Origin of the sequence: Verrucosispora sp. WMMD573, assembly GCF_027497175.1 — a bacterium.
Taxonomy (GTDB): Bacteria; Actinomycetota; Actinomycetes; order Mycobacteriales; family Micromonosporaceae; genus Micromonospora.
Window position 1 is genome coordinate 3512316 of sequence record NZ_CP114901.1, and the last position, 23172, is coordinate 3535487.

At 71.4% G+C, this 23172-nt stretch carries 21 protein-coding genes; 9 read left to right on the forward strand and 12 right to left on the reverse strand.

The features are described from left to right. Nucleotides 1–40: 40 nt before the first annotated feature. Nucleotides 41–1000, forward strand: coding sequence for a TIGR03885 family FMN-dependent LLM class oxidoreductase (locus O7601_RS16085; RefSeq protein WP_281561951.1), 960 nt, complete (start codon nt 41–43; stop codon nt 998–1000). Nucleotides 1001–1089: 89 nt separating this feature from the next. On the opposite strand, the gene O7601_RS16090 is transcribed toward O7601_RS16085, so the two are convergent. Together O7601_RS16090 and O7601_RS16095 are read right to left on the reverse strand one after the other, a co-directional pair. Continuing rightward, nucleotides 1090–1650, reverse strand: a complete 561-nt coding sequence (locus O7601_RS16090; RefSeq protein WP_281561952.1) for a GNAT family N-acetyltransferase — start codon at nt 1648–1650, stop codon at nt 1090–1092. A 161-nt stretch (nt 1651–1811) separates the two neighbouring features. Further along, on the reverse strand, nt 1812–4424 hold the full coding sequence (locus tag O7601_RS16095; RefSeq protein ID WP_281561953.1) for a glycoside hydrolase family 9 protein: 2613 nt from the start codon (nt 4422–4424) through the stop codon (nt 1812–1814). A gap of 220 nt (nt 4425–4644) precedes the next feature. Between O7601_RS16095 and O7601_RS16100 the strand changes: the two genes are divergently transcribed. Further along, complete coding sequence (locus O7601_RS16100) at nt 4645–5373, forward strand: protein phosphatase 2C domain-containing protein (RefSeq protein WP_281561954.1); 729 nt, start codon at nt 4645–4647, stop codon at nt 5371–5373. 4 nt (nt 5374–5377) lie between these two features. Here O7601_RS16100 and O7601_RS16105 read toward each other — a convergent pair whose 3' ends face one another. The 3 genes from O7601_RS16105 to O7601_RS16115 form a co-directional block, all read right to left on the reverse strand. Then, the gene (locus O7601_RS16105) at nt 5378–7984 is read right to left on the reverse strand and encodes an ATP-dependent helicase C-terminal domain-containing protein (protein WP_281566941.1); all 2607 of its coding nucleotides are present in this window, start codon (nt 7982–7984) and stop codon (nt 5378–5380) included. 433 nt (nt 7985–8417) lie between these two features. After that, nucleotides 8418–8609 (reverse strand): DUF397 domain-containing protein, encoded by a 192-nt coding sequence (locus O7601_RS16110; protein WP_281561955.1) that lies wholly within the window; start codon nt 8607–8609, stop codon nt 8418–8420. A 43-nt stretch (nt 8610–8652) separates the two neighbouring features. After that, nucleotides 8653–9495 carry a helix-turn-helix transcriptional regulator gene (locus O7601_RS16115; protein ID WP_281561956.1) on the reverse strand — a complete coding sequence of 281 codons (843 nt, stop codon included), beginning with the start codon at nt 9493–9495 and terminating at the stop codon, nt 8653–8655. A 141-nt stretch (nt 9496–9636) separates the two neighbouring features. On the opposite strand from O7601_RS16115, the gene O7601_RS16120 reads away from it, so the two are divergent. Genes O7601_RS16120 through O7601_RS16130 form a run of 3 tightly spaced genes read left to right on the forward strand, consistent with a single transcriptional unit; the run spans nt 9637 to nt 12411 of the window. Next, complete coding sequence (locus O7601_RS16120; protein WP_281561957.1) at nt 9637–10263, forward strand: GPP34 family phosphoprotein; 627 nt, start codon at nt 9637–9639, stop codon at nt 10261–10263. A 34-nt stretch (nt 10264–10297) separates the two neighbouring features. After that, the gene (locus O7601_RS16125) at nt 10298–11821 is read left to right on the forward strand and encodes an APC family permease (RefSeq protein WP_281561958.1); all 1524 of its coding nucleotides are present in this window, start codon (nt 10298–10300) and stop codon (nt 11819–11821) included. Next, nucleotides 11818–12411: a GNAT family N-acetyltransferase gene (locus tag O7601_RS16130; protein WP_281561959.1), complete on the forward strand. Its 594-nt coding sequence runs from the start codon at nt 11818–11820 to the stop codon at nt 12409–12411. The genes O7601_RS16125 and O7601_RS16130 overlap by 4 nt, the downstream gene beginning before the upstream one ends. Before the next feature lie 57 nt (nt 12412–12468). Here O7601_RS16130 and O7601_RS16135 read toward each other — a convergent pair whose 3' ends face one another. After that, the gene (locus tag O7601_RS16135; protein ID WP_281561960.1) at nt 12469–13293 is read right to left on the reverse strand and encodes a SigB/SigF/SigG family RNA polymerase sigma factor; all 825 of its coding nucleotides are present in this window, start codon (nt 13291–13293) and stop codon (nt 12469–12471) included. Between the two features lie 422 nt (nt 13294–13715). Here O7601_RS16135 and O7601_RS16140 point away from each other — a divergent pair, with 422 nt between their 5' ends. Beyond that, the gene (locus O7601_RS16140; protein ID WP_281561961.1) at nt 13716–14420 is read left to right on the forward strand and encodes an acetoacetate decarboxylase family protein; all 705 of its coding nucleotides are present in this window, start codon (nt 13716–13718) and stop codon (nt 14418–14420) included. Here the strand turns inward: O7601_RS16140 and O7601_RS16145 are convergent. Then, complete coding sequence (locus O7601_RS16145) at nt 14369–15958, reverse strand: phospholipase D-like domain-containing protein (RefSeq protein ID WP_281566942.1); 1590 nt, start codon at nt 15956–15958, stop codon at nt 14369–14371. The genes O7601_RS16140 and O7601_RS16145 overlap by 52 nt on opposite strands. A gap of 122 nt (nt 15959–16080) precedes the next feature. Between O7601_RS16145 and O7601_RS16150 the strand changes: the two genes are divergently transcribed. Then, nucleotides 16081–16209 carry a hypothetical protein gene (locus O7601_RS16150; protein WP_275409349.1) on the forward strand — a complete coding sequence of 43 codons (129 nt, stop codon included), beginning with the start codon at nt 16081–16083 and terminating at the stop codon, nt 16207–16209. A gap of 50 nt (nt 16210–16259) precedes the next feature. Here the strand turns inward: O7601_RS16150 and O7601_RS16155 are convergent, their stop codons facing one another. Together O7601_RS16155 and O7601_RS16160 are read right to left on the reverse strand one after the other, a co-directional pair. After that, entirely contained in the window at nt 16260–17246 is a 987-nt protein-coding gene (locus O7601_RS16155) for a pirin family protein (RefSeq protein ID WP_281561962.1), read from the reverse strand. 10 nt (nt 17247–17256) lie between these two features. Continuing rightward, nucleotides 17257–17748, reverse strand: coding sequence for a MarR family transcriptional regulator (locus O7601_RS16160; protein ID WP_281561963.1), 492 nt, complete (start codon nt 17746–17748; stop codon nt 17257–17259). A gap of 171 nt (nt 17749–17919) precedes the next feature. On the opposite strand from O7601_RS16160, the gene O7601_RS16165 reads away from it, so the two are divergent. Continuing rightward, the gene (locus tag O7601_RS16165; RefSeq protein ID WP_281561964.1) at nt 17920–18441 is read left to right on the forward strand and encodes a GNAT family N-acetyltransferase; all 522 of its coding nucleotides are present in this window, start codon (nt 17920–17922) and stop codon (nt 18439–18441) included. A 50-nt stretch (nt 18442–18491) separates the two neighbouring features. Here O7601_RS16165 and O7601_RS16170 read toward each other — a convergent pair whose 3' ends face one another. After that, nucleotides 18492–19079, reverse strand: a complete 588-nt coding sequence (locus tag O7601_RS16170; protein ID WP_281561965.1) for a general stress protein — start codon at nt 19077–19079, stop codon at nt 18492–18494. A gap of 219 nt (nt 19080–19298) precedes the next feature. Beyond that, entirely contained in the window at nt 19299–20711 is a 1413-nt protein-coding gene (locus O7601_RS16175) for a glycoside hydrolase family 6 protein (protein ID WP_281561966.1), read from the reverse strand. Nucleotides 20712–20896: 185 nt separating this feature from the next. On the opposite strand from O7601_RS16175, the gene O7601_RS16180 reads away from it, so the two are divergent. Beyond that, entirely contained in the window at nt 20897–21838 is a 942-nt protein-coding gene (locus O7601_RS16180; protein WP_281566943.1) for an FAD-dependent oxidoreductase, read from the forward strand. Between the two features lie 34 nt (nt 21839–21872). Here O7601_RS16180 and O7601_RS16185 read toward each other — a convergent pair whose 3' ends face one another. Further along, nucleotides 21873–23153: a cation:proton antiporter gene (locus tag O7601_RS16185; RefSeq protein ID WP_281561967.1), complete on the reverse strand. Its 1281-nt coding sequence runs from the start codon at nt 23151–23153 to the stop codon at nt 21873–21875. Nucleotides 23154–23172: the final 19 nt, after the last annotated feature.

Sequence of the window (23172 nt, forward strand, 5' to 3'; positions counted from 1 at the left end):
GCTGCTTACTCCTGCCTTCGGGTGGGTAGTGAAGCGCGGCATGACGGCGATCGCGTTTCACGCTTCCCACGAGCAGATCCACCCGCGCGAGCTGCTGGCGGCGGTGGTCCACGCCGAGCAGGTCGGTTTCGACGCCGCCATGTGCTCGGACCACTTCGCGCCCTGGAGCGAGCGGCAGGGCCACTCCGGATTTGCCTGGTCCTGGCTCGGGTCGGCGTTGCAGGCCACCGGTCTGTCGTTCGGGGTGGTCAACGCGCCCGGGCAGCGTTACCACCCGGCGATCATCGCGCAGGCGATCGGCACGCTCGCGGCCATGTACCCGGGCCGGTTCTGGGCGGCCCTGGGCTCCGGGGAGGCCGCCAACGAGCACATCACCGGCGACGCGTGGCCGCGCAAGGACGTCCGTAACGCACGGCTGCGCGAGTGCGTGGACGTCATCCGCGCCCTGCTGGCCGGCGAGGAGGTCAGCCACGACGGCCTGGTCCGGATCGACCGGGCGAAGCTGTGGAGCCGCCCGGAGCAACCACCGGCGCTGGTCGGCGCCGCCGTCAGCGTCGCCACCGCCCGCTGGTGCGCCGAGTGGGCGGACGGCCTGATCACGGTCAACGCGCCGACCGACCACCTGCGCCGCATGATCGACGCCTACCGGGAGGCCGGCGGTCGTGGACCGGTGCACCTCCAGGTGCACCTGAGCTGGGCACCCGCCCAGGCCGAAGCGGAGGCGATCGCCTACGACCAGTGGCGCAGCAACGTGTTCGCGCCGCCGGTCTGCTGGGACCTGACCACCCCGGAACACTTCGACGTGGTCTCCGCCGATGTGCCGATGGCCCGGCTCGCCGAGGTGGTCAACATCTCCGCCGACCTGGGCCGGCACGTAGCCTGGCTGGAGGAGTACGTCGACCTCGGCTTCGACCAGATCGCCCTGCACCACGTCGGCCAGGACCAACGCCCCTTCCTGGACACCTTCGGCGACCAGATCCTCCCCAAACTCCGCCCCTGACCCCCCAACCCACCCACCCCCCACCCACCTCGGGTTGATCATGAGGTTAGCGGCACTTGTCGATCTTCAAAGCGCCGCTAACCTCATGATCAACGCAGGGGTGGGTGAGGGTGGGGGCGGGTGGGGTGGAGGGGACGGGTGAGGACCTGGCCGGGCCAGGGGGGATGGTTGGGGCGGGGCACGGTGAAGGGGTCGGTGGGGGTGAAGCCCTGGCGTTCGTACCAGCGCACCAACGCGCCGTCGTCGCCCGCGTAGCAGTCCACCCGCAGTAGCCCGACCCCGCGTTCCCGGGCCAGGTCGGCGGCGTGCGCCAGCAGCAGCGCACCGATGCCCCGCCCGGCGTACGCCCGGTCGGTGACCAGCAGGTTGACGTACAGCTCCGGCTCGGTCGCCGCCGGCACGTATTCGGTGGCCGCACCCACCACCAGCGCGCCGACCGGGCGATCCTGCGCCTGGGCCAGCCACAGTCCGCCGCCGGTGGCCCACGCGTCGGCCTGGGCGATGCGACGGGGATCCGTCGAGGCGGGCCCGGTGCCCCACTGCCCGCTCCGGCCCCGCGCCACCAGCCAGGCGGTCGCGTCGTCGAGCAGCCGCAGCACCGCCCCCGCGTCCGCCGGACCACCCCTGCGCAGCACCACCCCGTCAGCCACGCGTCCAATCCTGCCGCACGGCCCCGACCGCACCGTTTAGCCCCGACGACCAAGAAGTTCTGGTCCGGATCCCTGACGGATCCGGACCAGAACTTTTTGATCACCTCTGCGGGACGGGGGCCGGGTGGGGTGCCGGTCGCCGACGGCACCCCACCCGGGGATCAGGACACGGTGCAGGGCGCGCCGTTGACCGTGACCAGGTTGGGCGAGGGGTTCGCGCCGCCGCCGGTGGTGGCGTTGAAACCGAACATCACCGAGGCGCCCGGGTTGATCCGCGAGTTGTACGACTCGCTCTTCGCGGTCACCGTTGCCCCGGACTGCGTCACCTTGGCCATCCACGCATCGCGCACCTTGGCGTCGCCGGTGAAGGCGAACCGGGCGGTCCAGCCGTTCACCGCGGCGGTACCGGTGTTGCGGATGTTCACCTGGGCGGTGAAGCCGGTGCCGCCCTGCCACGAGCCGTAGTTGGTGTACGACACCGTGCAGGTGGGCGCCGGCACCGCAGCGGAATCGCCCTGGTCGGCCAGGAACGAGGAGATCCAGGCCAGCGCCGAGTTCCAGTTGATCGCCACCTCGTTTGTGGAGTACGAGGCGATGTCGTCGACGTAGCAGAACATCGGTGCGCAGCCTTCGAGCAGCTGCTCCACGAACGGGTCCTGGAGCGCGGCGTTCGGACCACCGGCGATCGAACCGGCCGGCGGCTTCGGCATGCTCGGGTCGAGCTGGAAGCCGAAGATCCGGCTGTGCTGGTTCTCCGCCGCGTGCTCGCCCCACCCGGTCACGTACGAGATGTTCAGCGCGTTGCGGCCGAGGATGTAGTCCATCGTCTGCACCGCGCCGTCGCGGTACTTCGCCGCCCCGGTCAGGTCGAACGCGGTGGCCAGCACGACCGCGTTGTTGATGATGGCGCCGTTGCCGCCCCAGAAGTAGCTGTTCGGGTCGCCGGGCATGGGCAGCCCGTACGCCTGTCGGCGGATCTCGGCGAGGTAGCTGTCGGCGGCGGCGACGACCGACTCGCGGATCCGGGTCCGCTCGGCGGCCGGCAGGCCGTTCGGCACGGTGGCCAGGTCGAGGCGGCCCAGCGCCGCCACGCTCTGCCAGCCGAAGCCCCGGGCGTCGAAGACGTCGCCGGTGTGGTGCGGCGAGGCGGTCAGATCGGTCAGGTAGGTGGTCTCGCCGGTGGTCAGGTACAGCTCGGCGGCGGCCCAGTAGAACTCGTCGGTGACGTTGGTGTCGTCGTACGGGCCACCACCGTTGCCGGTGGACGGGGCGTACCGGGCCGGGTTGGCCTTGGCCGCCGCGTAGGCGGTCTTCGCCGCGCTGCCGCAGCGCTGCGCGAACGCCTTGTCGTACGGGGCGAACAGCCGGGCGCACTGGGCGGCCGTGGCGGCCAGGTTCAGGGTGGCGGCGGTGGACGGCGGGTGCAGCTCACGCGGCTCCGGGTCGTCCTCGGGCTGCATCGGCAGGCCGGTCCAGTTCCGGTCGTGGATCTTGTGGTGGGCCATCCCGGCCAGCGGCTTGCCGGCCGGCACCTGCATCCGCATCAGGAACTCCAGCTCCCAGCGGGCCTCGTCGAGGATGTCCGGCACCCCGTTGTCCCGCTCAGGCAGCCGCAGCGTCCCGTCGCCGAGGTCGGCGCCGAAACCGGCCGTGGCGGCGTTCTTGGTCCGCTCGAAGGCACTCAGCAACTGGTAGGTGGCGATACCGCCGTTGACCACGTACTTGCCGTGGTCGCCCGCGTCGTACCAGCCGCCGCGTACGTCGAGTCGGTAGTCGCAGGAGTTGGCGACACAGGGCACGTTGGTGTCGCCCTGGTTCGGCGCGACGTCGAGGTGACCGGCGGGGCGGGCGTACTCCTCGCCGACCAGGTCACCGTCGATGGCGATGCCGCTGCGCTGGATGTAGAAGAACTGCAGGGCGTCCGACCGCAACTGGTCGTAGAGCGTGCCGGAGATGTCGAACGGGTGGCTGACCTCGCCGTCCACGGCCAGCGTCAGCCCCTGTCCCGGGGTGCGGTACGACGAGAAGTCCAGCGAGTGCACGTTCTGTGCCGACGCCTCGTCGACCCCGCGGGGGGTGGTGGTGCCGCTGGCCAGCACGGCTCCGGAGGCGGAGTGCAGCTCCCAGGGCAGCGCCTCGGTGGCCTCGGTGACCACTGTGGCGTTCTTCGGCCCGCCGGGCAGGTAACCGACCTGGTTGACCCGGACCCGGGGGCCGGTGTCCGGCACGTACGGCTCGGGCGGGTTGCCGCCGCGCAGCGAGACGTTGTCCAGGCAGACGGTCCGCGGCTCGGCACTGCCGCCGATCTGGAAGATCAGCTGGGCGCGGCTGTCGTCGTTCGGGGCGACGAAGGTGCGCTCGACCCGCTGCTGGGTCGGGGTCGCGGCGGCGGTGACCGAGTAGTAGCCGGTGTAGGGCTCGCTGCCGAGTTGCAGCACCGCGGCCACCGGGCCACCGGGGGTGGAGGTGACGTCGAAGCCGAGGGTGTACTCGGCGCCGGCGATCAACGGGAGCGCGTCGTGACCGATGCCGGCGTCCCAGGGGTTGGCCAGGCCGCCGGCCACGGTGGCGCAGAGCTCGCCATCGACGACGCCGAGCGTGTTGGTGCCGTACGAGAACCAGGGTGACGAGCCCTCGCTGAAGTCACCGTTGCGGATCTGCTCGGGTGCGTCGGCGGGTGGATCTGCGAACGCGGTGCCGGCGCTAACGCCGACCAGCGCCACGGCGGTCGCCGCGGCGAGCACCGCGAGACGACGACGTCGGGATGGCGTCACGGGGGAGTCCTTCCGACGAGCGGGACGGAATGGGCGTGGTGAGTGGTTTAGGCTGGGAGCGCTCCCAGGTATCGGGCATGTTTCCAGGACGCGCAGGACATGTCAATCGATCGCATCCGATGAGAATTCATGTTCACCCTGAGTGAGATTTGCCGCGCCACGCCGAGCGGTCCTGATCTCCTAGAGACAACCGAGCCCTACTCCTGGCAGGCTGCGTGCCATGACCCTGAAGCTGCGTTCCGCCGGGACGAGCGACCGTGGGCTGATCCGCAGCGGAAACCAGGACGCGTTGCACTCCGGCACCTGGCTGGTCGCCGTCGCCGACGGCATGGGCGGCATGGCCGCCGGTGACCTGGCCAGCGCCATCGCCATCGGAGCCGTCGCACCGCTCGATCTGGAGACGCCGGAGGACGTGCTGGTCGCCGCGTTGCAGAACGGCATCCAGCTGGCCACCGAACGGATCCGTCAGGCGGTCGCCGAGGATCCCCAGCGGCAGGGCATGGGCACCACGCTTACCGCGCTGCTGTTCGCGCGTACCGGCAGCTGCCTGGCGCTGGCCCACGTGGGTGACTCCCGGGCCTACCTGTTCCGCGACGGTGTACTGAAGCAGATCACCCGGGACGACACCTTCGTGCAGATGCTCGTCGACCAGGGGCTGATCACGCCGGACCAGGCCGGCAGCCATCCCCGCCGGGCCGTGGTGACCCAGGCGTTGCAGGGCGACGAGGTATCCCCGACGTACGCGACGATGGTGCCCCGCGCCGGTGACCGCTGGCTGCTGTGCAGCGACGGACTGTCCAACGTCGTACGCACCGAGACTCTGGCCGAGGTGCTGGTCGGCCAGCCGGAGCGGGACGCCTGCGCGCGCCAACTCATCGACCTGGCGTTGCAGGCCGGTGGCCCGGACAACATCACCGTCGTCATCGCCGACGTGGTCGACGAGCCGTGAGCCCTCAGGAACGCCGCCCGGCCCGTCGGGTCGGCGTGGCGGTGGTCGGATCCTCCGGCCAGGGGTGGCGCGGATAGCGTCCGCGCAGCTCGGCACGGACCTGGCGGTAGCCGGAACGCCAGAACGAGGCAAGGTCGGCGGTGACCGCCACCGGTCGGCCCGCGGGGGAGAGCAGGTGCAGCAGCACCGGCACCCGACCGCCACCGACTCGGGGCGCCTCGGGCCAGCCGAAGGTCTCCTGGAGCCGGACCGCGAGCACTGGCGCGGCCGGGTCGGCGTAGTCGACCCGGATCCGGGAACCGCTGGGCACCGCGATCCGCTCCGGTGCCAGCTCGTCCAGCCGCCCGGCCAGCGGCCAGGGCAGCAGCCGGCGTAGCGCACCGGTCACGTCGATGCGGGTCAGGTCGGCCCGGCGTCGGGCGCCGGCCAGCTCCGGCCCGAGCCAGTGCGGCGCGCCGGCAAGCAACGCCTCGTCGGAGACATCGGGCCAGTCGTCGCCGAGCGCGTACCGGCAGAACGCCAGCCGCTCGCGCAGCGCCCTGGCCGCCGGCGTCCAGGTCAGCACGTCGAGCCCGGTCTCGCGCAGTCCGGTCAGCAGCGCGTCGGCCACCGCCTGCCGGTCGGGGCGAGCCAGCGGACGGTCGACCAGCTCGATGGCACCCAGCCGGAGCACCTCCCTGGCCACCACGTCCCCACCCGACCAGCCGATCTCCCGCGTTGCGCGCAGCAGCGAACCGGCTGCCTCGCGGGCGGTCGCCTCGTCGAGGACGGCGGCGAGCCGGATCCGGGCGGCCGGTGCCCCGGGGGCGCGGTCGGCCACCGCGACGGCCAACCAGTCGACGCCCGCCAGCCCCGACCCGGGCGCGAGCTCCGCCGCGGTCCCGCCACTCATCAGGTACGCCGAACCCCCCGGCCGCCGCACCCGGGCCAACCGTTCCGGGTACGCCAATCCGACCAGCAACCCGGCGGCAAGCTCGTCGGGCAACCACGCCGTCCGCTCGCCCGCTCGGCTGTCGCGGGCCTCGCCATCGCCGGCTCGGCCGTCGTGCGTCCCACCGCTCGACTGGCCGTCGCCGGTCTGGCCGTCGCCCGCCTGGGCTGCCTCGGCGGACAGCAGGGCGGTGCGCAGCCGGCGAACCTCCGAGCGCCAGCGGGCGGTGGCGGCCGGGTCGGTGCCGGCGCGCAACCGGCGCCAGGCGGCACCGAGATCGTCGCCGGAACCCGCCACGGTCGACTCGGCGAGCAGCGCCACCACCTGTGCGGCACGCTCGGCACCGACCCGGTCGGCCCCGTCGAGCAGCGCCCGGGCCAGTCGCGGATGTGCTCCGACGGCGACCACGGCCCGGCCCCGCTCGGTGATCCGCCCGTTCGCGTCGATCGCACCGAGGGCGGTCAGGGTCTCGCCCGCCACCGTCATGGCCGCAGCCGGCGGCGCATCGGGTAGCGCGAGCCCGGTCCCACCCGGGGCGCCCCAGGCGGCGAGTTCGAGGGCGAACCCGGTCAGGTCGGCGGTGGCGATCTCCGGTTCCGGTTGCGCAGGCAACCGCTCGTGCGCCCCGAACGACCAGCACCGGTAGACCTGGCCGGGTGCCTCCCGACCGGCCCGGCCAGCCCGTTGGGTCGCCGCCGCGCGGGACACCGGCACGGTGACCAGGGCACCCAACCCGCGGTTCAGGTCCAGCCGCGACACCCGGGACAGGCCCGCGTCCACCACCGTCCGTACGCCTGGCACGGTCAAACTGCTCTCGGCCACCGCCGTGGCCAGCACCACCCGCCGCCGGCTTCCCGGCCGCAGTGCCGCGTCCTGCTCGGCGCCGCTCTGACGGCCGTGCAGGCGTAGCACGTCGACGCTGTCCTGCACTTCGACAAGACGGCCGGCGACGGCGGCGATCTCGCCCACGCCGGGCAGGAAGACCAGCAGGTCGCCGTCCTGTTCGACGAGAGCCCGTCGGACGGTGGCCGCGACGTGATCGAGCAGTGCCCGGTCCACCGGGCCCGCACCGGGTGGCACCACGGGCCGGGGTGGTGGCGCCCAGACGCGGGTCACCGGATGCAGCGCCGACGAGGCCCGAACCACCTGCGCCGGCACGGTGCCGCCGAGCAGGGCGGCGAAGCGGTCCGCCTCCGGAGTCGCCGACATGGCCAACAGCCACAGCTCTGGCCGCAGGGTCGCCCGGGACTCGACGCTGAAGGCGAGCGCCAGATCCGCGTCGAGTTGACGTTCGTGAATCTCGTCGAGCAGCACCGCATCGACGCCGGCCAACTCGGGGTCGTGATGCATCCGGCGTACCAGCAGCCCGGTCGTGACCACCTCGATCCGGGTACGCGGTCCGGCCCGCCGTTCACCCCGAACCGCGTAGCCGACCCGACCGCCGACCGGTTCCCCGAGCAGCGCCGCCATCCGGCGCGCCGCAGCCCGGGCGGCCACCCGGCGAGGCTGAGCGACGATCACCCGCCCGTCCACCGCGTCGGCCACGGCGAGCGGGGCGAGGCTGGTCTTACCGGTGCCCGGCGGGGCGACCAGGATCGCGCTGCCCGCCGAGCCCAGCGCCGCCACCAGCGCCGGCAGCACCGCCCGCACCGGCAGGTCGATAGGCACGTCGGAGAGCACGGCCCAGTCTCGCACCGCCTGGGCCCCTGCCCTCGCCGTACCTCCGCCCCTGCCCGACTCGGGCCCCACGTCGTCCCGTCCCGCGTTGGTTGCGTCGCTGGGCGGCGGGGTCCCGTCGACCTGGGCATGCCCGTCACATCTCGTAGCCGCTTCTCCGGGCCCGCATAGGGTCCTCTGCCCCTTTGCTCTGCTTCAACCCACGCAACGGTTACTTTCCGCAACGGTCATCGCCGTCCGGCGGTCCGCCAGGCCCGGACAATGTGGCAGGCCGGTGGGGGGTTGCGTGGGTTGAAGCAGAGCAAAGGGCGGAGGGAGGGATGTGGGTGGGGGAGCGGCCCGATTGCGGAGAGTTAGCTGCCATGCATCGTGTATAGGTTACAGATGGTGATGGCTGGGCTGTTCTGGCCGCGACCCGACCCGGGGCGTTGGTGGGTCAGCGGGTGTGGACGCTGATGACGAAGGCGTTCCACGCCGATGGCGAGAAGGTCAGCACGGAGCCGTGGCGGTCCTTACTGTCCCGAACCGCGACCCCACCGTCGATGGTGGCCACCTCGACGCAGTTGCCGTTGCCCACACTGCGCGTACTGGTGCGCCACTCCGCCCGGGATAGGTCGAGCGCGGTCATCGCGATCCCTTCGTCGATACCGAGAGTGACCGCGATGCAGCGGTCACGTAAAGTAACGAGAAGCTTCCTTCAGGCGGATCAGGGACGCCGCTGGATCGAGTGCCAGACTGCACAGCCTCTCGTGCACAAGGCTATACGAGCGCACCTGCGCGGCCTCCTCCAGTGCCAGGCCCATGGAGAGATTCTCCAGGTAGACAACGGCCGCGTCGGCCGCGTCGGCGAACGTGAGGATCACGTACGGCGAGTTCATGGCCGGATGTCCCCCGGCGTCGAATGGAAGTACCTGGATAGTTACGTTAGGTAATTGGGCCAGGGTTTCCAGGTGGCTCGTCTGGCCCGCCATGACGGTGCGATCGCTGACAGGGCGTAGCAGTGCCGCCTCGTTCAGCACCACCGACAGCTCCACCGGTTCGTCGCCGCGCAGCACGTCCTGCCGGCGTAGCCGGGCGGCCACCTTGCGGTCCAGATCGTCCTCGCCGGCGGTCAACCGGTACACCTCGCGGGCGTACGCCTCGGTCTGCAACAGGCCGGGCACCGCTTCGGCCTCGTACGTGCGCAGGGTGGCGGCCTCGGCCTCCAGTCCCACGTAGAACTCGAACCATTCCGGGAGTACGTCGCTGTAGTGCTGCCACCAGCCGCGTTGCTGTGCGCCCCGAGCGATCTCGATGAGCGCCTCGGCATCGTTGCCGGTGACCTGGTACAGCGCGAGCGCGGCCCGGACATCGCGCGGCTTGATGCCGATCTGCGCGTTCTCGATGCGGGACAGGTTGCTCTTGGACATGTCCAACTGTCGGGCGGCGACATCCAAGGTCATTCCGGCGCGTTCCCGCAACTGGCGTAGTTCCCGGGCGATACGGCGGCGTCGAACAGTGGGGCTCGCGGTCACCCTCCGAGTCTGTCACGGGAAAAGGCGCAGGTCGTTTCACCACGGAGTGCAACTGGCCAAAACGGGAGTTGCGTTGCAGTTGCGCTCGGTGCATCCTTTCCCGGTTAGCGATCACTGTGGACGGCCGGCTCGGGAGGACGTGTGCTCACCGCCGACGAGTTCTTTCTGATCGCGCACAACGACACCCGCGGCAAGGCGAAGCTGCACCCGGCGGCCACCGGCCTCGGGCTGGCCGGGGGGCTTCTCGGCGAGCTGATCCTCTATGGACACATCACGGTCGTCGCCGGCCAGGTCGGCGTGATCGACCGTCGGCCACCGGCCGACGCGTTGGCGCACACCGTGCTGGATCAGTTGATCGGTGAGGCCCAGCACCAGTCGGTGCGTACCTGGCTCAGCTTTCTCGCGCAGACCTCGGTGACCTCGGTGGGCGAGCGACTGTCCCGGGCCGGCGTACTACGCCGGCAGGAGAGCCGGCGACTGTTGCGGACCACCGTCACCTATCAGCCGATCGACCTCAACGTGGTGGCCTGGCCGGCAACCAGGCTGCGTGCGCTGCTGGAACGCGCCGAGCCGCCGAGCGTGCCCGACGCGACGCTGCTCGGGTTGGTCGCCGCCGCGGGACTGACCCGGGAGGTGCTGTGGAGCGCCGGTCCGCGCGCACACCACCGACTCAACCTGATCATCCCAGCCCTGCCGGACCCGCTGAAGGAACTCGTGGCGCACACCGAAGCCGCCGTCGGTGCTGCGGTGCTGCGCGGCGCTCCCTGACCCGGTACACCCCTTCCCCAGACCGGAGCAGTTCATGTCCTCGACAGCGACAACCGAACGACCGAGCAACGTCTCCGAGGCGCTGGCCCGTGGCCGGCTCGGCGTCCCCTCAGTCATCTTCTTCGTCCTCTCCGCGGCGGCACCGCTGACCGTGGTCGCCGGCGTGGTCACCACCGGCTACGGCGTCATCGGCGTGCTCGGCATTCCGCTGGCCTTCCTGGCGGTGGCCGTGGTGCTCGCCGTGTTCTCCGTCGGCTACGTGGCGATGGCCCGTCGGATGGCCAACGCCGGGGCCTTCTACGCGTACGTGGCGCGTGGGCTGGGACGCCCGGCCGGGGTGGGTACGGCCTGGGTGGCGCTCATCGCCTACAACGCTCTCCAGGTCGGGCTCTACGGAACCATCGGCGCGGCGGCGGCACCGGTGCTGGACCGGCTGTTCGGGATCACCCCGCAGTGGTGGATCGTGGCGTTGGTGGCGTGGGCGCTGGTGGCGATGCTCGGCCTTCTCCGGGTGGACATCAACGGCATGGTGCTGGCGGCGCTGCTCTGCGCCGAGATCGCCATCATCGTGGTGTTCGACCTCGGCCAGTTGGGCAACCCGGCCGGCGGCGACGTGAGCTTCGCCGCGTTCTCGCCGGAGAACTTCTTCGTGCCGGGGCTCGGCGCGGTGCTGGTGCTGGCGATCCTCGGATTCGTCGGCTTCGAGGCGGCGGTGGTCTTCAGCGAGGAGAGCAAGGACCCGAAGCGTACGGTGCCGATGGCCACCTACCTGTCCGTGGCGATTATCGCGGTGGTCTACGCGCTCTCCTCGTGGAGCATGACGGTGGCGGTCGGGCCGGACCGGATCGTCGAGGAAGCGGGTACCCAGAGCGTCGAGCTGATCTTCAACCTGGCCGGTGCGCACCTGGGTGACACGGTCCTGACCATCGGGCAGGCGCTCTTCCTGACCTCGGTGCTGGCGGCCATGATCTCGTTCCACAACACCACCGCGCGCTACACCTTCGCGCTGGGCCGGGAGCGGGTGCTGCCCGCGATGTTCGGCCGTACCTCACCGATCACCGGCGCTCCCCGGGCCGCCTCGCTCGCGCAGAGCGCGCTCGGCCTGCTGGTGATCATCCTGTACGCGGCCAACGGCTGGGACCCGGTTCTGCAACTGTTCTTCTGGCTGGGCACCAGCGGTGGCTTCGGCGTGCTGCTGCTGATCGCCACCACCGCGGTCGCGATCATCGCCTACTTCGCCCGCAGCGAGGTGCAGGAGACGCTCTGGCGGCGGTTGGTCGCGCCGGGCATCGCCGTGCTCGCGCTGATCGCGATCATCGTGCTGGCGGTGCAGAACTTCGCCAACCTGCTCGGGGTCGAGCCGGACTCGCCGCTGCGCTGGGCGATCCCGCTGGCCTATCCGGTGGCGGCGCTGCTGGGCGGATTGTGGGGCCTGTCGCTGCGGCGGCGACGTCCCGACACGTACGCCCGGATCGGCCTGGGCGCGGAGAGCGCGGCGGCCGTGGTGACCTCCGCGCCGGTGGCCGAACCGACGCCCACGGCGGAGGCGCGGCGGTGATCGCGCCGCAGATCGGCCGGCTCGGCGAGGACGACGCCCGGTGGGTCGCCGCGCGGATCGCCGAGGCATTCATGGTGCTGGACCAGCCTCGCTGGCTGGTGCCGGACGAGGCCAAGCGGGAGTCGGTGCTGGCCGGGAACTTCGAGATCATTGTCAGCCACGCACTGCGGCACGGCCTGGTGTTCGGCACCGAGGACCGGGCCGGGGTCGCGGTCTGGCTGCCGTCGGTCGGTGAAGCGCTGCCGCCGCCGGAGGACTACGACGCCCGACTGGCCGCGGCGTGCGGGGAGTGGACGCCGAACTTCGTGCATCTGGACGAGCTGTTCGCGGCCAACCATCCGCACGACGATCATCACCACCTGGCGCTGCTGGCCGTGCGTCCGGACCGCCAGGGCCAGGGCGTCGGCAGCGCGCTGCTGCGCCACCATCACGCCTGGCTGGACGCCAACAAGATGCCGGGCTACCTGGAGGCGAGCAGCGAGACCAGCCGCGACCTGTACGCGCGGCACGGCTACCGGGTCGCCGAGCCGTTCCGGCTGCCCGACGGCACGCCGTTCTGGCCGATGTGGCGGGAGCCGGTTGCCGGCTGAGGCACGAAGACGATGGTGGCCGGGTCCGACGGACCCGGCCACCATCGTCACCCCCTGCTAGTACGTGCCGTCGAGCTGACCCCGCAGCTTCGTCAGGGCCCGGGCCAGCAGCCGCGACACGTGCATCTGCGACACGCCGATCTGCTCGGCGATCTGCGACTGCGTCAGGTTGCCGTAGAACCGCAGCGTCAGGATCTTCTGCTCGCGCTCGTCCAGCGTGGCCAGCGCCGGGCCCAGTGCCACCCGCAGCTCCGCCAGCTCGAACTCGCTGTCCTCACCGCCGAGCATGTCGCCCAGTTCGGTCGCGCGGTCGCCGTCACCGGTCGGGGTGGACAGCGACACGGCGTTGTACGCGCGGGCGCCCTCCAGGCCCTCCAGCACCTCTTCCTCGGTGAGCTTGAGGTGAGCGGCGATGTCGGCCACGGTCGGGGAGCGGCCCAGGGACTGCAGCAGGGAGCTGTTGGCGTCGGAGATGGCCAGCCGCAGCTCCTGCAGCCGGCGAGGAACCCGGATGTCCCACGTCCGGTCGCGGAAGTGCCGCTTCAGCTCGCCGATGATGGTGGGGATCGCGTACCCGGCGAAGTCGACCCCGCGGGACGGGTCGAACTTGTCGATGGCCTTGATGAGGCCGACGGCGGCGGTCTGCGCCAGATCGTCGGTGGGCTCGCCGCGACCGCTGTAGCGGTGGGCGAGGTGGTTGGCGAGCGGCAGCCAGGCCTCGATCGCCCGGTCGCGCAGCGCGGCCCGGGAGGGATGCCCGGCCGGCAGCGCCGCCATGGCGTTCAGCAGCTCGGCGGCGCTGTCGGTGAGCGCCCGCGGGTCGAGCTTGGGGGCCGGGGCTGCCGGAGTGGTCGCCGACTCGGTGATCGTTGACGCGGTCATGGTGGTCCTCCCTGCACCTCGTCCGCGGATATAGACGTGACGCTTTGGTTGGTTCTGTTAGTACGTTCGGGAGTCACCTTAGCCCGATCGTCTCCTGGAAATCTAGCCGAAAGGACGATGTACTTAGGTTATTTCTGGGCATGAAGGCCGCAAAAGGTGCAGGTCGGGTCGCCGCCAGCCGTCAGATCGCTCGCGGGTGCGTCGTGTCGACGTCCGATCGGACCAGTAGCGAAAGCCTTTACGTCCACCGACACCGATCCGGATGGGGTGGTCTGGGCGCCGAACGGACGATGACCGCCGCAGGTGGCAAGCGGAGTGTCACCAATCCGTCGTTGTCCCGTGAACGGGACCGGGCTTAGCGTCGCGGGGTACATCCCTGATCCGGAGGTGCCGTGCTCGATCCTGCCGTTCCCCACCTCGTCGTGAACAGCCGGACGCTGTACTTCAGCTGGCTGCCGGCGGACCCGGACGCGGTGGCGGCGCTGCTCCCTCCGGGGTTGCGGCCCCACCCGGACCGCGAGGTCTTCATGAACCAGTACGTGGTGGACGACGAGAGCCAGACCTCCGGCTTCGGCGCCTACTCCCTGACCTACCTCGGCGTCACGCTGGTCGGTGTCGACGCCCCGGACGGGGTGACCCCGGGTGGCTGGTGGACCCACTACGTCACCTCCAGCGAGCGGGTACGCGGCTACGCCCTGGCCCGGGGCGCCCCGGCCGTGCCCGGCCGCACCAGCATCACCGAGCAGGGCGGCACGATCGTCACCGGGACGGACATCGAGGGCGTGCCGGTGATCCGGGCCCAGGTGCGCGTCGGCGACACCGGGCACGCCATGCACAACGGCCACCACCGCTACCTGACCGAGTTGCACGGTCAACTGATCAGCAGCATCTACCCGGTGATCGCCGAACCGTCCACCTCGTTCGAGATCGAATCGGTCGAGTTCCTCGATCCGGACCACCCGGTGTACGCGTTGCGCCCGGAAAACCCGCTCACCATCGCCTGGGGCTACTACTCACCGCGCTCCTCGTTCGCCTACCCCGGTGGGCTAACGGTGCTCGGCGAGTTGGAGCCGAGCTACCAGGTGCCGGACCGGCGGGCCCGCAGCGGTCTGCCGTCGGGGTCGTAGACCAGGCGGTACGCGGGCAGCGCCCAGGCCCGGGTCCACCAGGGCAGGCGTTTGGCCCGGTGCGGTCGTAGCCGGCCGGGTGGGCGCGGGCCCACCTGACCGCCGTCGTACCAGCGTTGCAACGCCTCGGCGGCGGCGGTGATCGCGGCGACCGCGTCGTCCGGGTCGATCAGGTCCGCGTCGTCGTCGCCGGCCGGATCGCGGTCCAGATGCTCGCGGAGCAGGCGTAACCGAAGGTCCCGGGCGAAGCGCCGGGCCCCGTCACCCTGGCCGGCCGGATCGTGCGGGTGGCGCTCGTCCGCAGTGTCGTCCAGCACCGCGCAGGACAGTTCGCTGTCGTGGGTCCAGGACCGCCGGTTGAAGTTGTCGCTGCCGACGCAGGCCCACACGTCGTCGACCACGCAGACCTTGGCATGCACGTAGACCGGGGTGCCGGCGTGGTTCTCCACGTCGAAGACGTGCACCCGTCCCGCCGCGGCCTGCTCGCACAGGGCCAGGGCCTGCTCCCGACCGACCGTGTTCGGCGGTAGGGCCAGCCGCCCGTCCACGTCGGGGTGGCGGGGCACCACGGCGACCAGATGCAGTTCCGGATTGTCGCGCAGCGCTCCGGCGAAAAGTTCGGCGACCTCGGCGGACCACAGGTACTGGTCCTCCAGGTAGATCAGCCGACGGGCGCGGCGTACGGCCTTGGTGTAGCCCCGGGCCACCGTGCGTTCGCCGTCCGGGGCGAACGCGTACCGAGGACGGACCGCCGGGTAGGTGCGTAACACCTGGACGTGATGTGGCCCGCAGATCGGCGGGTCGGGTGGCTGCTCCGGCAGCGGCCCGGCGGTGAGATCCGCGCCGCGGAGCCGGTCGCGCAGGTAGGCCAGGGGATTCTCCGAATCCAGCGGCATCGGGTCGGTCCACCGCTCGCGGAACGTGGTGTCCAGCGCGCCCACCACCGGGCCGCGCAGCGCGAGCTGCACGTCGTGCCATGGCGGATGGTCACCGTACGCGGCGGCCATCCGTACCGGCTGCGGGTCACCGTGGTGCGCGTCGTCGTCGCGACGGCTGTGGCACAGGTCGATGCCGCCGACGAAGGCGATGTCCTGATCGGGGGCGGCCGGCCGGCGCAGCACCACCAGCTTCTGATGGTGTGATCCACCTCGCCGGACCCGCTGGTCGAGTAGCACCTCGCCGCCAGCGGCCGAGATCGCCTCGCTGAGGTTGCGGTTCTCCTGGTGGCTGTAGGAGAGCACGTCGAGATGCGAACGCCAGATCAGCCCCTTGACCACCACACCGCGCTGGGCGGCGCGGGCGAACAGCTGGGAGATGGTCGGCCCGTCCGGACGGAGGCGCTCGTCCGGGTCGCCCCGCCAGTCGGCGAAGAAGAGGTGGTCACCGGCGCCCAGCCCTTCGACCTCGGTGACCAGCCGGTCGAAGTACGCGGCACCGTGAATCAGCGGCTCGGCGAGGTTTCCACTGGTCCAGACGGGTAACTCAGAGACCGGGTTGGCGCGTTCCGGTGCGGTGAGGAACCAGTCCTGTAGCGGCACGCTCCCGCCCTCAGAGAGGTCGTTCACGTCCTCACCATACGAACCCGTGGTCGGGCTCGCACGCTGGTGGGCTGCTGGCTGTTGGCGACCGACCCGCACCCCGAGCAGCGAGGAGCCGAAGTATGTCCGGCGAGCCGACGAACTCCGCGACCGAGCACCGCGAGCAGGCGGTGGAGGGTGAGCGGGGGGCGCTGTTGACCGTACTGGTGATGGTCCTGCTCGGTCTGGCCGGCATCTTCGCCGTCTCCTGAGCCGGGTGGGCGGCCCCGGTCACCGGAGCCGCCCTGCGTCCAGTGGTCGATCAGGGCCGCTCGCCCTGACCCTCGGTGTGCGGCAGCCGTTCCGCCGGCACCACTCCGAGCCGCCCGGCCTGGAAGTCCTCGAACGCCTGGATCAGCTCGTCGCGGGTGTTCATCACGAACGGCCCGTAGTGCGCCACCGGTTCCCGGATGGGCTGGCCGCCCATGATGTAGAGGTCCAGGGTCTGGTTGCGGCTGTCCTGGCGCGCGTTCGCCTTGAACCGCAACGCGTCGCCCGGCCCGTGCACGGCCAACTGCCCGGTGCGTACGCCGCGGCCGTTGGCGCCCACCGTGCCGCGCCCGCCGAGCACGTACACGAGCGCGTTGAAGTCCGGCCGCCAGGGCAGGTCCACCTGCGCCCCCGGCTCGATCGTCACGTGGGTGACGGTGATCGGGGTGTACGTGGAGCCGGGCCCCCGGTGGCCGGCGATCTCTCCGGCGATCACCCGGATCAGCGCCCCGCCGTCGGGGGTGCTGAGCAGCGCGGCCTGATTGCCCCGGATGTCCTGGTACTTCGGTGGGTTCATCTTGGCCGCGCTCGGCAGGTTGACCCACAGCTGGGTGCCGTGGAACAGCCCACCGCTGACCACCAGGTGCTCCGGTGGGGCCTCGATGTGCAGCAGGCCACTGCCGGCGGTCATCCATTGGGTGTCGCCGTTGGTGATCGTGCCGCCGCCGCCGTGGCTGTCCTGGTGGTCGAAGATGCCGTCGATGATGTAGGTGACGGTCTCGAAGCCCCGGTGCGGGTGCCAGGAGGTGCCCTTCGGCTCGCCGGGCGCGTAGTCCACCTCGCCCATCTGGTCGAGCATGATGAACGGATCCAGCTCGCTCATCGGCACCCCGGCGAAGGCCTTGCGCACCGGGAAACCCTCACCCTCGAAACCGCTGGGTGCGGTGGTGAGCCGGCGGACCGGCCGGAACGCGGTGGACTCGTCGAGCCGGGGCAGCCGGGGCAGGACGAGGACGTTGTCGACGGTGATGGCGGGCATCGGGGCTCCTTCAGTTGTCGCCGGGGGCGGTGACGAGGGTGGCGTCGCCGGCGGCCCCTCGCAGCCGTCGGCCGAGCCGGCCGAAAATCCTGGTCAGGAAGGCGACCTCGGCGTCGTCGAGGTCGTCCATCAGTTGGGTACGCACGGAGTGCAGGTGGTGCGGGGCGGCCTCCCGCAGCGCCAGCAGCCCGGCAGCGGTCAGCACCGCCTCGCTGCCCCGCCCGTCCTGCGGGCAGGGTTGTCGGGCGACCAGGCCCCGCCGTTGCATGGAGGAGACCTGGTAGGTCAGCCGGCTGGGTGAGAAGACCAGGCGGTCGGCCAGCTCACCCATCCGCAGTCGTTGCCCGGGCACCTCGGAGAGCAGCACCAACACGTGGTAGTCGGCGAAGCTGAGGTCGCTGGCGGTGCGCAGATCGTCCTCCAGCCGGGTGAACAACCGCTGGCTGGCCTCGATGTAGGTCCGCCAGGCTGCCAGGCGATCGCGGTCCAGGCTCTCGGTCACGCCGCCAAGGTAGCACTTATTCAAAATTTGAACAACAGGTCGCTGTGATCGTGAATAGGGACGGGCGGGAGAGATCGGAGAGGATAGTAAAGCTTTGAAGGAGTGTGCTGGCCGGGCCCTCGACGGATATCCGGTGCGCGTTCGCCGCGGCTGGTGTGAGACTCTGCCGCCGTGGAACTGACCGCTCCCGGCCTGCTGCTGCGTCCCTGGCGGGATGCGGACGCACCCGCCGTTCTGGACGCCTGGCGTGATCCGGCGATCGCGCAGTGGAACCCGCAGGGCGACCCGCTCGACCTGGACGCCGCGCTGCGCTGGTTACGGTGGCGGGCCGACTGGTCCGGCGGTGGCCACGTGTCGTTGGCGGCGGCCGACCCGGTCGACCCGGAGATTCTGCTCGGTTCGGTGTCGCTGCACCGCATCCACGGCGGCGACGCCTCGATCGGTTACTGGACCGTCGCCGCCGCCCGTGGTCGCGGGGTCGCCACGGCGGCGGTCGTGCGGCTCACCGGCTGGGCTTTCGCCGACCTCGGGCTGGAGCGGATCGAGTTGTGTCACGCGGTGGCCAATCCCGCGTCCTGCCGAGTCGCCGAGCGGGCCGGTTTTGTGGCCGAGGGCACGCTGCGGCAGTCGCACCGCTACGGCGACGGTCGCCGCTACGACGAGCACCTGCACGCCCGCCTCGCCACCGACTGACCGGGCGGCCCACCCACGGCGGGACGCCCGGTCGGTGGGTACGGGCGGCGTCAGCCCGCCGTCTGCGGCGCGCGTCCACCCAGGTTCAGCCGGCCGAGCAGTTGCCGGGCCTGGTCGGCCACGTCGGCCTCCACGGTGACCGCGTACTGGCTGGCCCGTAGGGAACTGGCGGAGGTGAAGTCACGCTGCCCGCCCGTCATCGCATGTGCCACGGCGCCGAAGACGGCACCCCAGATCGCGCCGATGACCAGGCCGGCGAGGATCACCGCCACCCAGTTCCCGACGGTGAAGATGCCGAACAGCAGGCCGATGAACAGACCGAACCACGCCCCCGTGCCGGCACCGACAAGCGCCGCGCGGGCGGTGGTTATCCGGCCCAGCACGGTCTCCACCAGGGCCAGGTCGGTGCCGACGATGGCGGTTCGTTCCACCGGGAACCGATTGTCGGCGAGGTGGTCGACCACCCGCTGAGCGGCTGGATAGTCCGGAAACGCGCCGATCGTCACGGTCGGTGGCCCGGTCGGTGGTCCGTGGCCGTCGCCACTTGGAGCGGCGGGGCGGCCGCCCGGGCCCGACGGGAGGGTGCCGCCGCCGGTCACACCCGGCTGCCAGGCCGAGGGGTTCGACTGTGTGGTCATGGGTCTCCTCCTTCGTCACCTGTCGCCTTCCCGCGTCGGCGCAGCGGTAACACCCCGGTGGCCGCCGGATGGACCCTGTGTCGAAGTCCGCGGTCGAGCCCTGGGACACCTGCCCGGACGCAGCGGCACGACCCGCGCAAGCGTCGCGGGGAGACAGGGGTGGGCCCCCGGCACCGCCCGGTACGGGGGCGGTTGGCCGAGGGCCCACGGGACGGGCGATCAGGCGCAGGCGGTGCCGTTCAGCGCGTAGCCGCTTGGCGCGGCCAGGCTGCTGCCGGTGTAGGTGCCCTGGAGGCCGACGCTGAGCGTGCCGCCGCTGGGCAGGCTGCCGTTCCAGGGGGCGTTGCGGACCGTGATCTGGTTGCCGGACTGGCTCCATTCACCGTTCCAGCCGTTGCTCAGCCGTACCCCGGAGGCGACGTTGAAGGTGAGGTTCCAGCCGTTCAGTGCCGCGCCGCGGTTGGTCACCCGGATCTCGGCGGTGAAGCCACCGGTCCACGTGTTCGGGGTGAACGTCACCGAGCAGCCACCGCCGGGTGGGTTGGTGGTGGGCGGGGTGGTGGTGGGCGGGGTGGTCGTCGGCGGGGTGGTGGTCGGCGGAGTCGTGGTGGGCGGGGTCGTGGTGGGCGGGGTGGTGGTCGGCGGGGCGGTGGTGGGCGCCGGACCGGCCGCGATGGCCAGGTCGTACGCCCGCTGCGGCACGAACTGCCCCGCCGCCGCGATGCAGCCGTCCGCCTCGCCCGGCAGCTTCACCCAGAGGAAGGCGTCGATGGCCGAGTCACCCGTGGCGGTGGTGCTCGGGGTGCCGATCGCCCGTCCCGGCGGGTCACACCACTCGGAGCCGGCGGGGCCGTTGCCGTTGCGGCTGGTGTCGATGACCGCCTTCAGCCGGGAGTTGCCGGTGGCCGCGATGATCTGCTTGGCGTACGAGACCTCGTCGGCGGTGCGGCGGTAGTTCGACACGTTCACCGAGATGCCGTCGGCGCTGTTGGCGATGTCCGCGGCGTTCAGCCGGGCGGCCGCCTCTCCGGCGGAGAGCCAGCCACCGTGGCCGATGTCGTAGTAGACCTTCGCCGCCGACGAACCCCGCTTGAGCGCCTTGCCGGCGTACGCCATCGAGGCCCGCACCTCGGCCTGCTGGCTCTCGTTCATGCAGCTGGTCATGATGGGGAGCACGTCGGGCTCCAGGATGATGCTGGCCGGACGCCCACCGAGACCTGCGGCGACCTGGTCCACCCACTGTCGGTAGGCCGAGTGGTTCGGGGCGCCGCCCGCGCTGTGGTTGCTGCAGTCACGGTTGGGGATGTTGTAGACCACCAGGATCGGGATCTTGCCGGCGGCGGCTGCCGCGCCGACGAAGGAGTCCACCTCGGCGCGGACGGTCGAGGTGTTGGTGGTGGTGTACCAGCGGGGCTGGGGGACGCTCGCGATCCGGTCCCGGATCACGGCGGCCTTCGAGTCGTTCGGGTTGGCCGCCACCCAGCGCGCGGCGCTGGTCTGCGGGTCGACGTAGAAGGCGGAGTCGGCGGCCGCGGCGGGCGCGGGGCGCAGCGCGCCCACGCCGACGCTGCCGGCCACGGTCAGTGCCGTGGCCACGACGCCGACCAGAGCGAATGTGCTTCGGGTTCTCATGGTCTGCTCCTCGTACCCATCGAAGAAAGTGCGTGGAAGCGCTCCCACATGTCCGACAAAGTACGGGCCGATTGCCGGCTTGTGAAGAGTTTCCGGAACAATTCCGATGGGCTGCCGCTCGGGCGACGCCGGGTCGTCGCCCAGGCCGGCCCTACGATCATGGGGTGCATGGTGAACGGTCGGGCGTGATGGTGATCGGTGCCGGGATCGCTGGCGTGGCCTGCGCTCGGGAACTACGCGAGGCCGGCGTGCCGGTCCAAATCCGGGAACGGGGTCGGGTGGCTGGCGGTCGGATGGCCAGCCGGCGCTTTGACGGCCGGCCCGCCGACCTCGGTGCGGCCTACTTCACCGTGAGTGATCCCGAGTTCGCCGAGGTGGTGCAGAGCTGGCAGATGGCCGGCCTGGCCCGCGAGTGGACCGACACCTTCGTCGCGTACGACGGTGGGGGCCGCCGCGAGGTCCGCGGGCCGATGCGGTGGGCGGCGCCGCGAGGGCTGCGCTCGCTTGTGGAACATCTCGCCCGGGACCTGCCCGTGGTGGTCGACCGGCTGGTGCTCGGTGTCGGGCCGGGACCGACGGTGGACGGCGAGGAGTGCGCGGCGGTGGTGCTGGCGATGCCCGGTCCGCAGGCCGCATGGCTGCTGGACCCGGGACTCGCCGCGGCCACCGAGGCCGTGGCACGGCAGCGTTGGTCGCCGGCCCTGGCGGCGATGCTGCGGTTTCCGACCCGACGGTGGACCGACTTCCGGGGCGCGTTCGTCAACGACCATCCACTGCTCGGGCTGGTCTGCGACGACGGCGACCGGCGCGGCGACGGTGCGGCGGTTCTGGTCGCACACACCACCGAAGGGTTCGCGGCCGGGCACCTGGCCCAACCCACCGCAGCCGCGCCGGAGATCGAGGCGGCCGTACGGGACCTGCTCGCCCTGCCGGACCGGGCAGATCATGTGCACGTCCACCGTTGGACGTACGCCAGGCCGGCCGAAGGTGGTGACCCGGACACCGGCTTCCACCTCGACGACGACGGCATCGGGCTGGCCGGAGACGTGTTCGGGGCACCCCGGGTGCAGACCGCCTGGCGCTCCGGCCGAGACCTCGGTCGGGCCCTGGCCCGCCGGCTGGCCTGACCCCACCGGCGGCCGCCCGCCGCCGGTGGGTGGCTCAGGCGGCGACGGGTTCCGAGGGCGCCGCTGAGGTCTTCGTCCTGGTGCGATTGCCGGACGCGTCCAGCAACCGCATGACCGGGGTCGCCGCGACGCCGTGTACCACCACGGAGACGATCACCACCAGGGCGACGGTGGCCCAGACGAGTTCCGCCTGCGGGAAGTCCGCCTTCGTGGTGGCGTATGCCAGGTAGTAGAACGAGCCGATGCCGCGAATGCCGAAGGCCGCGATCACCAGGTGTTCCGCGGGTCTTCCGGGAGCGCCGCGCAGCGCCAGCCAACCGGCAAGCGGTCGGACCACGAACACCAGGGCCAGACCGACAAGTGCGGCGGGCCAGGTCAACGCGGCCAGCAGCCCGCTGATCACCGCGCCGCCCAGCAGCAGCAGCATCAGCACCGTGAGCAGCCGTTCCACCTGCTCGGCGAAGTCGTGCAGCACCGCGTGGTACTTGTGGTTGCGCTCCGCCGCCCGGATCGCGCGGGCAGCCACGAAGACCGCCAGGAAGCCGTACCCGCCGGCCACCTCGACCAGGCCGTACGCCAGGAAGGTGGCGGCCAGTGCCAGGAATCCCTCCGCGTGCCGGGCCAGCCGTAGCTCGCTGGGCGCCCGGAAGAAGAGCTTGCCGAGCAGCCAACCGATCAGGAGTCCACCGACCAGCCCGGCGCCGATCTTGTAGAGCAGGTCGACGGTGATCCAGCGGGCCAGCCAGTCACCCGGCGCGAGGCCGGTGCCCGCGATCGCGACCGCCGCGTACACGAACGGGAACGCCAGACCGTCGTTCAGCCCCGCTTCCGAGGTGAGCGCGAAACGAACCTCGTCCTCGGCATCCTCATCAGCGTTGGGCTCGCCGACCTGGACGTCACTGGCGAGGACCGGGTCGGTCGGCGCGAGCGACGCGGCGAGCAGCAGCGCGCTGGCCGGCACCAGGCCCGCCCACCACCACCCGAGCAGGGCGACGGCGGCGATGCACAGCGGCATGGCCACGGCGAGCAGCCGCCACGTCGACGACCATCGCGCCCAACTCAACGGGCGATCGATCTTCAGGCCGGCACCCATCAACGCGACGATCACGCAGATCTCGGTGAGATGGGTGGCGATGTCCCGATGCGTCAGGGGATCGGGCACGGGCAGGTCGGTGGGCAGCGTGTAGACCAGCATCCCGAGGCCGAGGAAGGCCAGCGGCATGGACAGCGGTCGCCGCTCCAACAGCCGAGGCAGGATGCCGGCGAGCAGGGCCGCCACACCGAGCACCGCGAACGCAACGTCTACCGTCTCCACCGGACCGCCTCTCGCCACG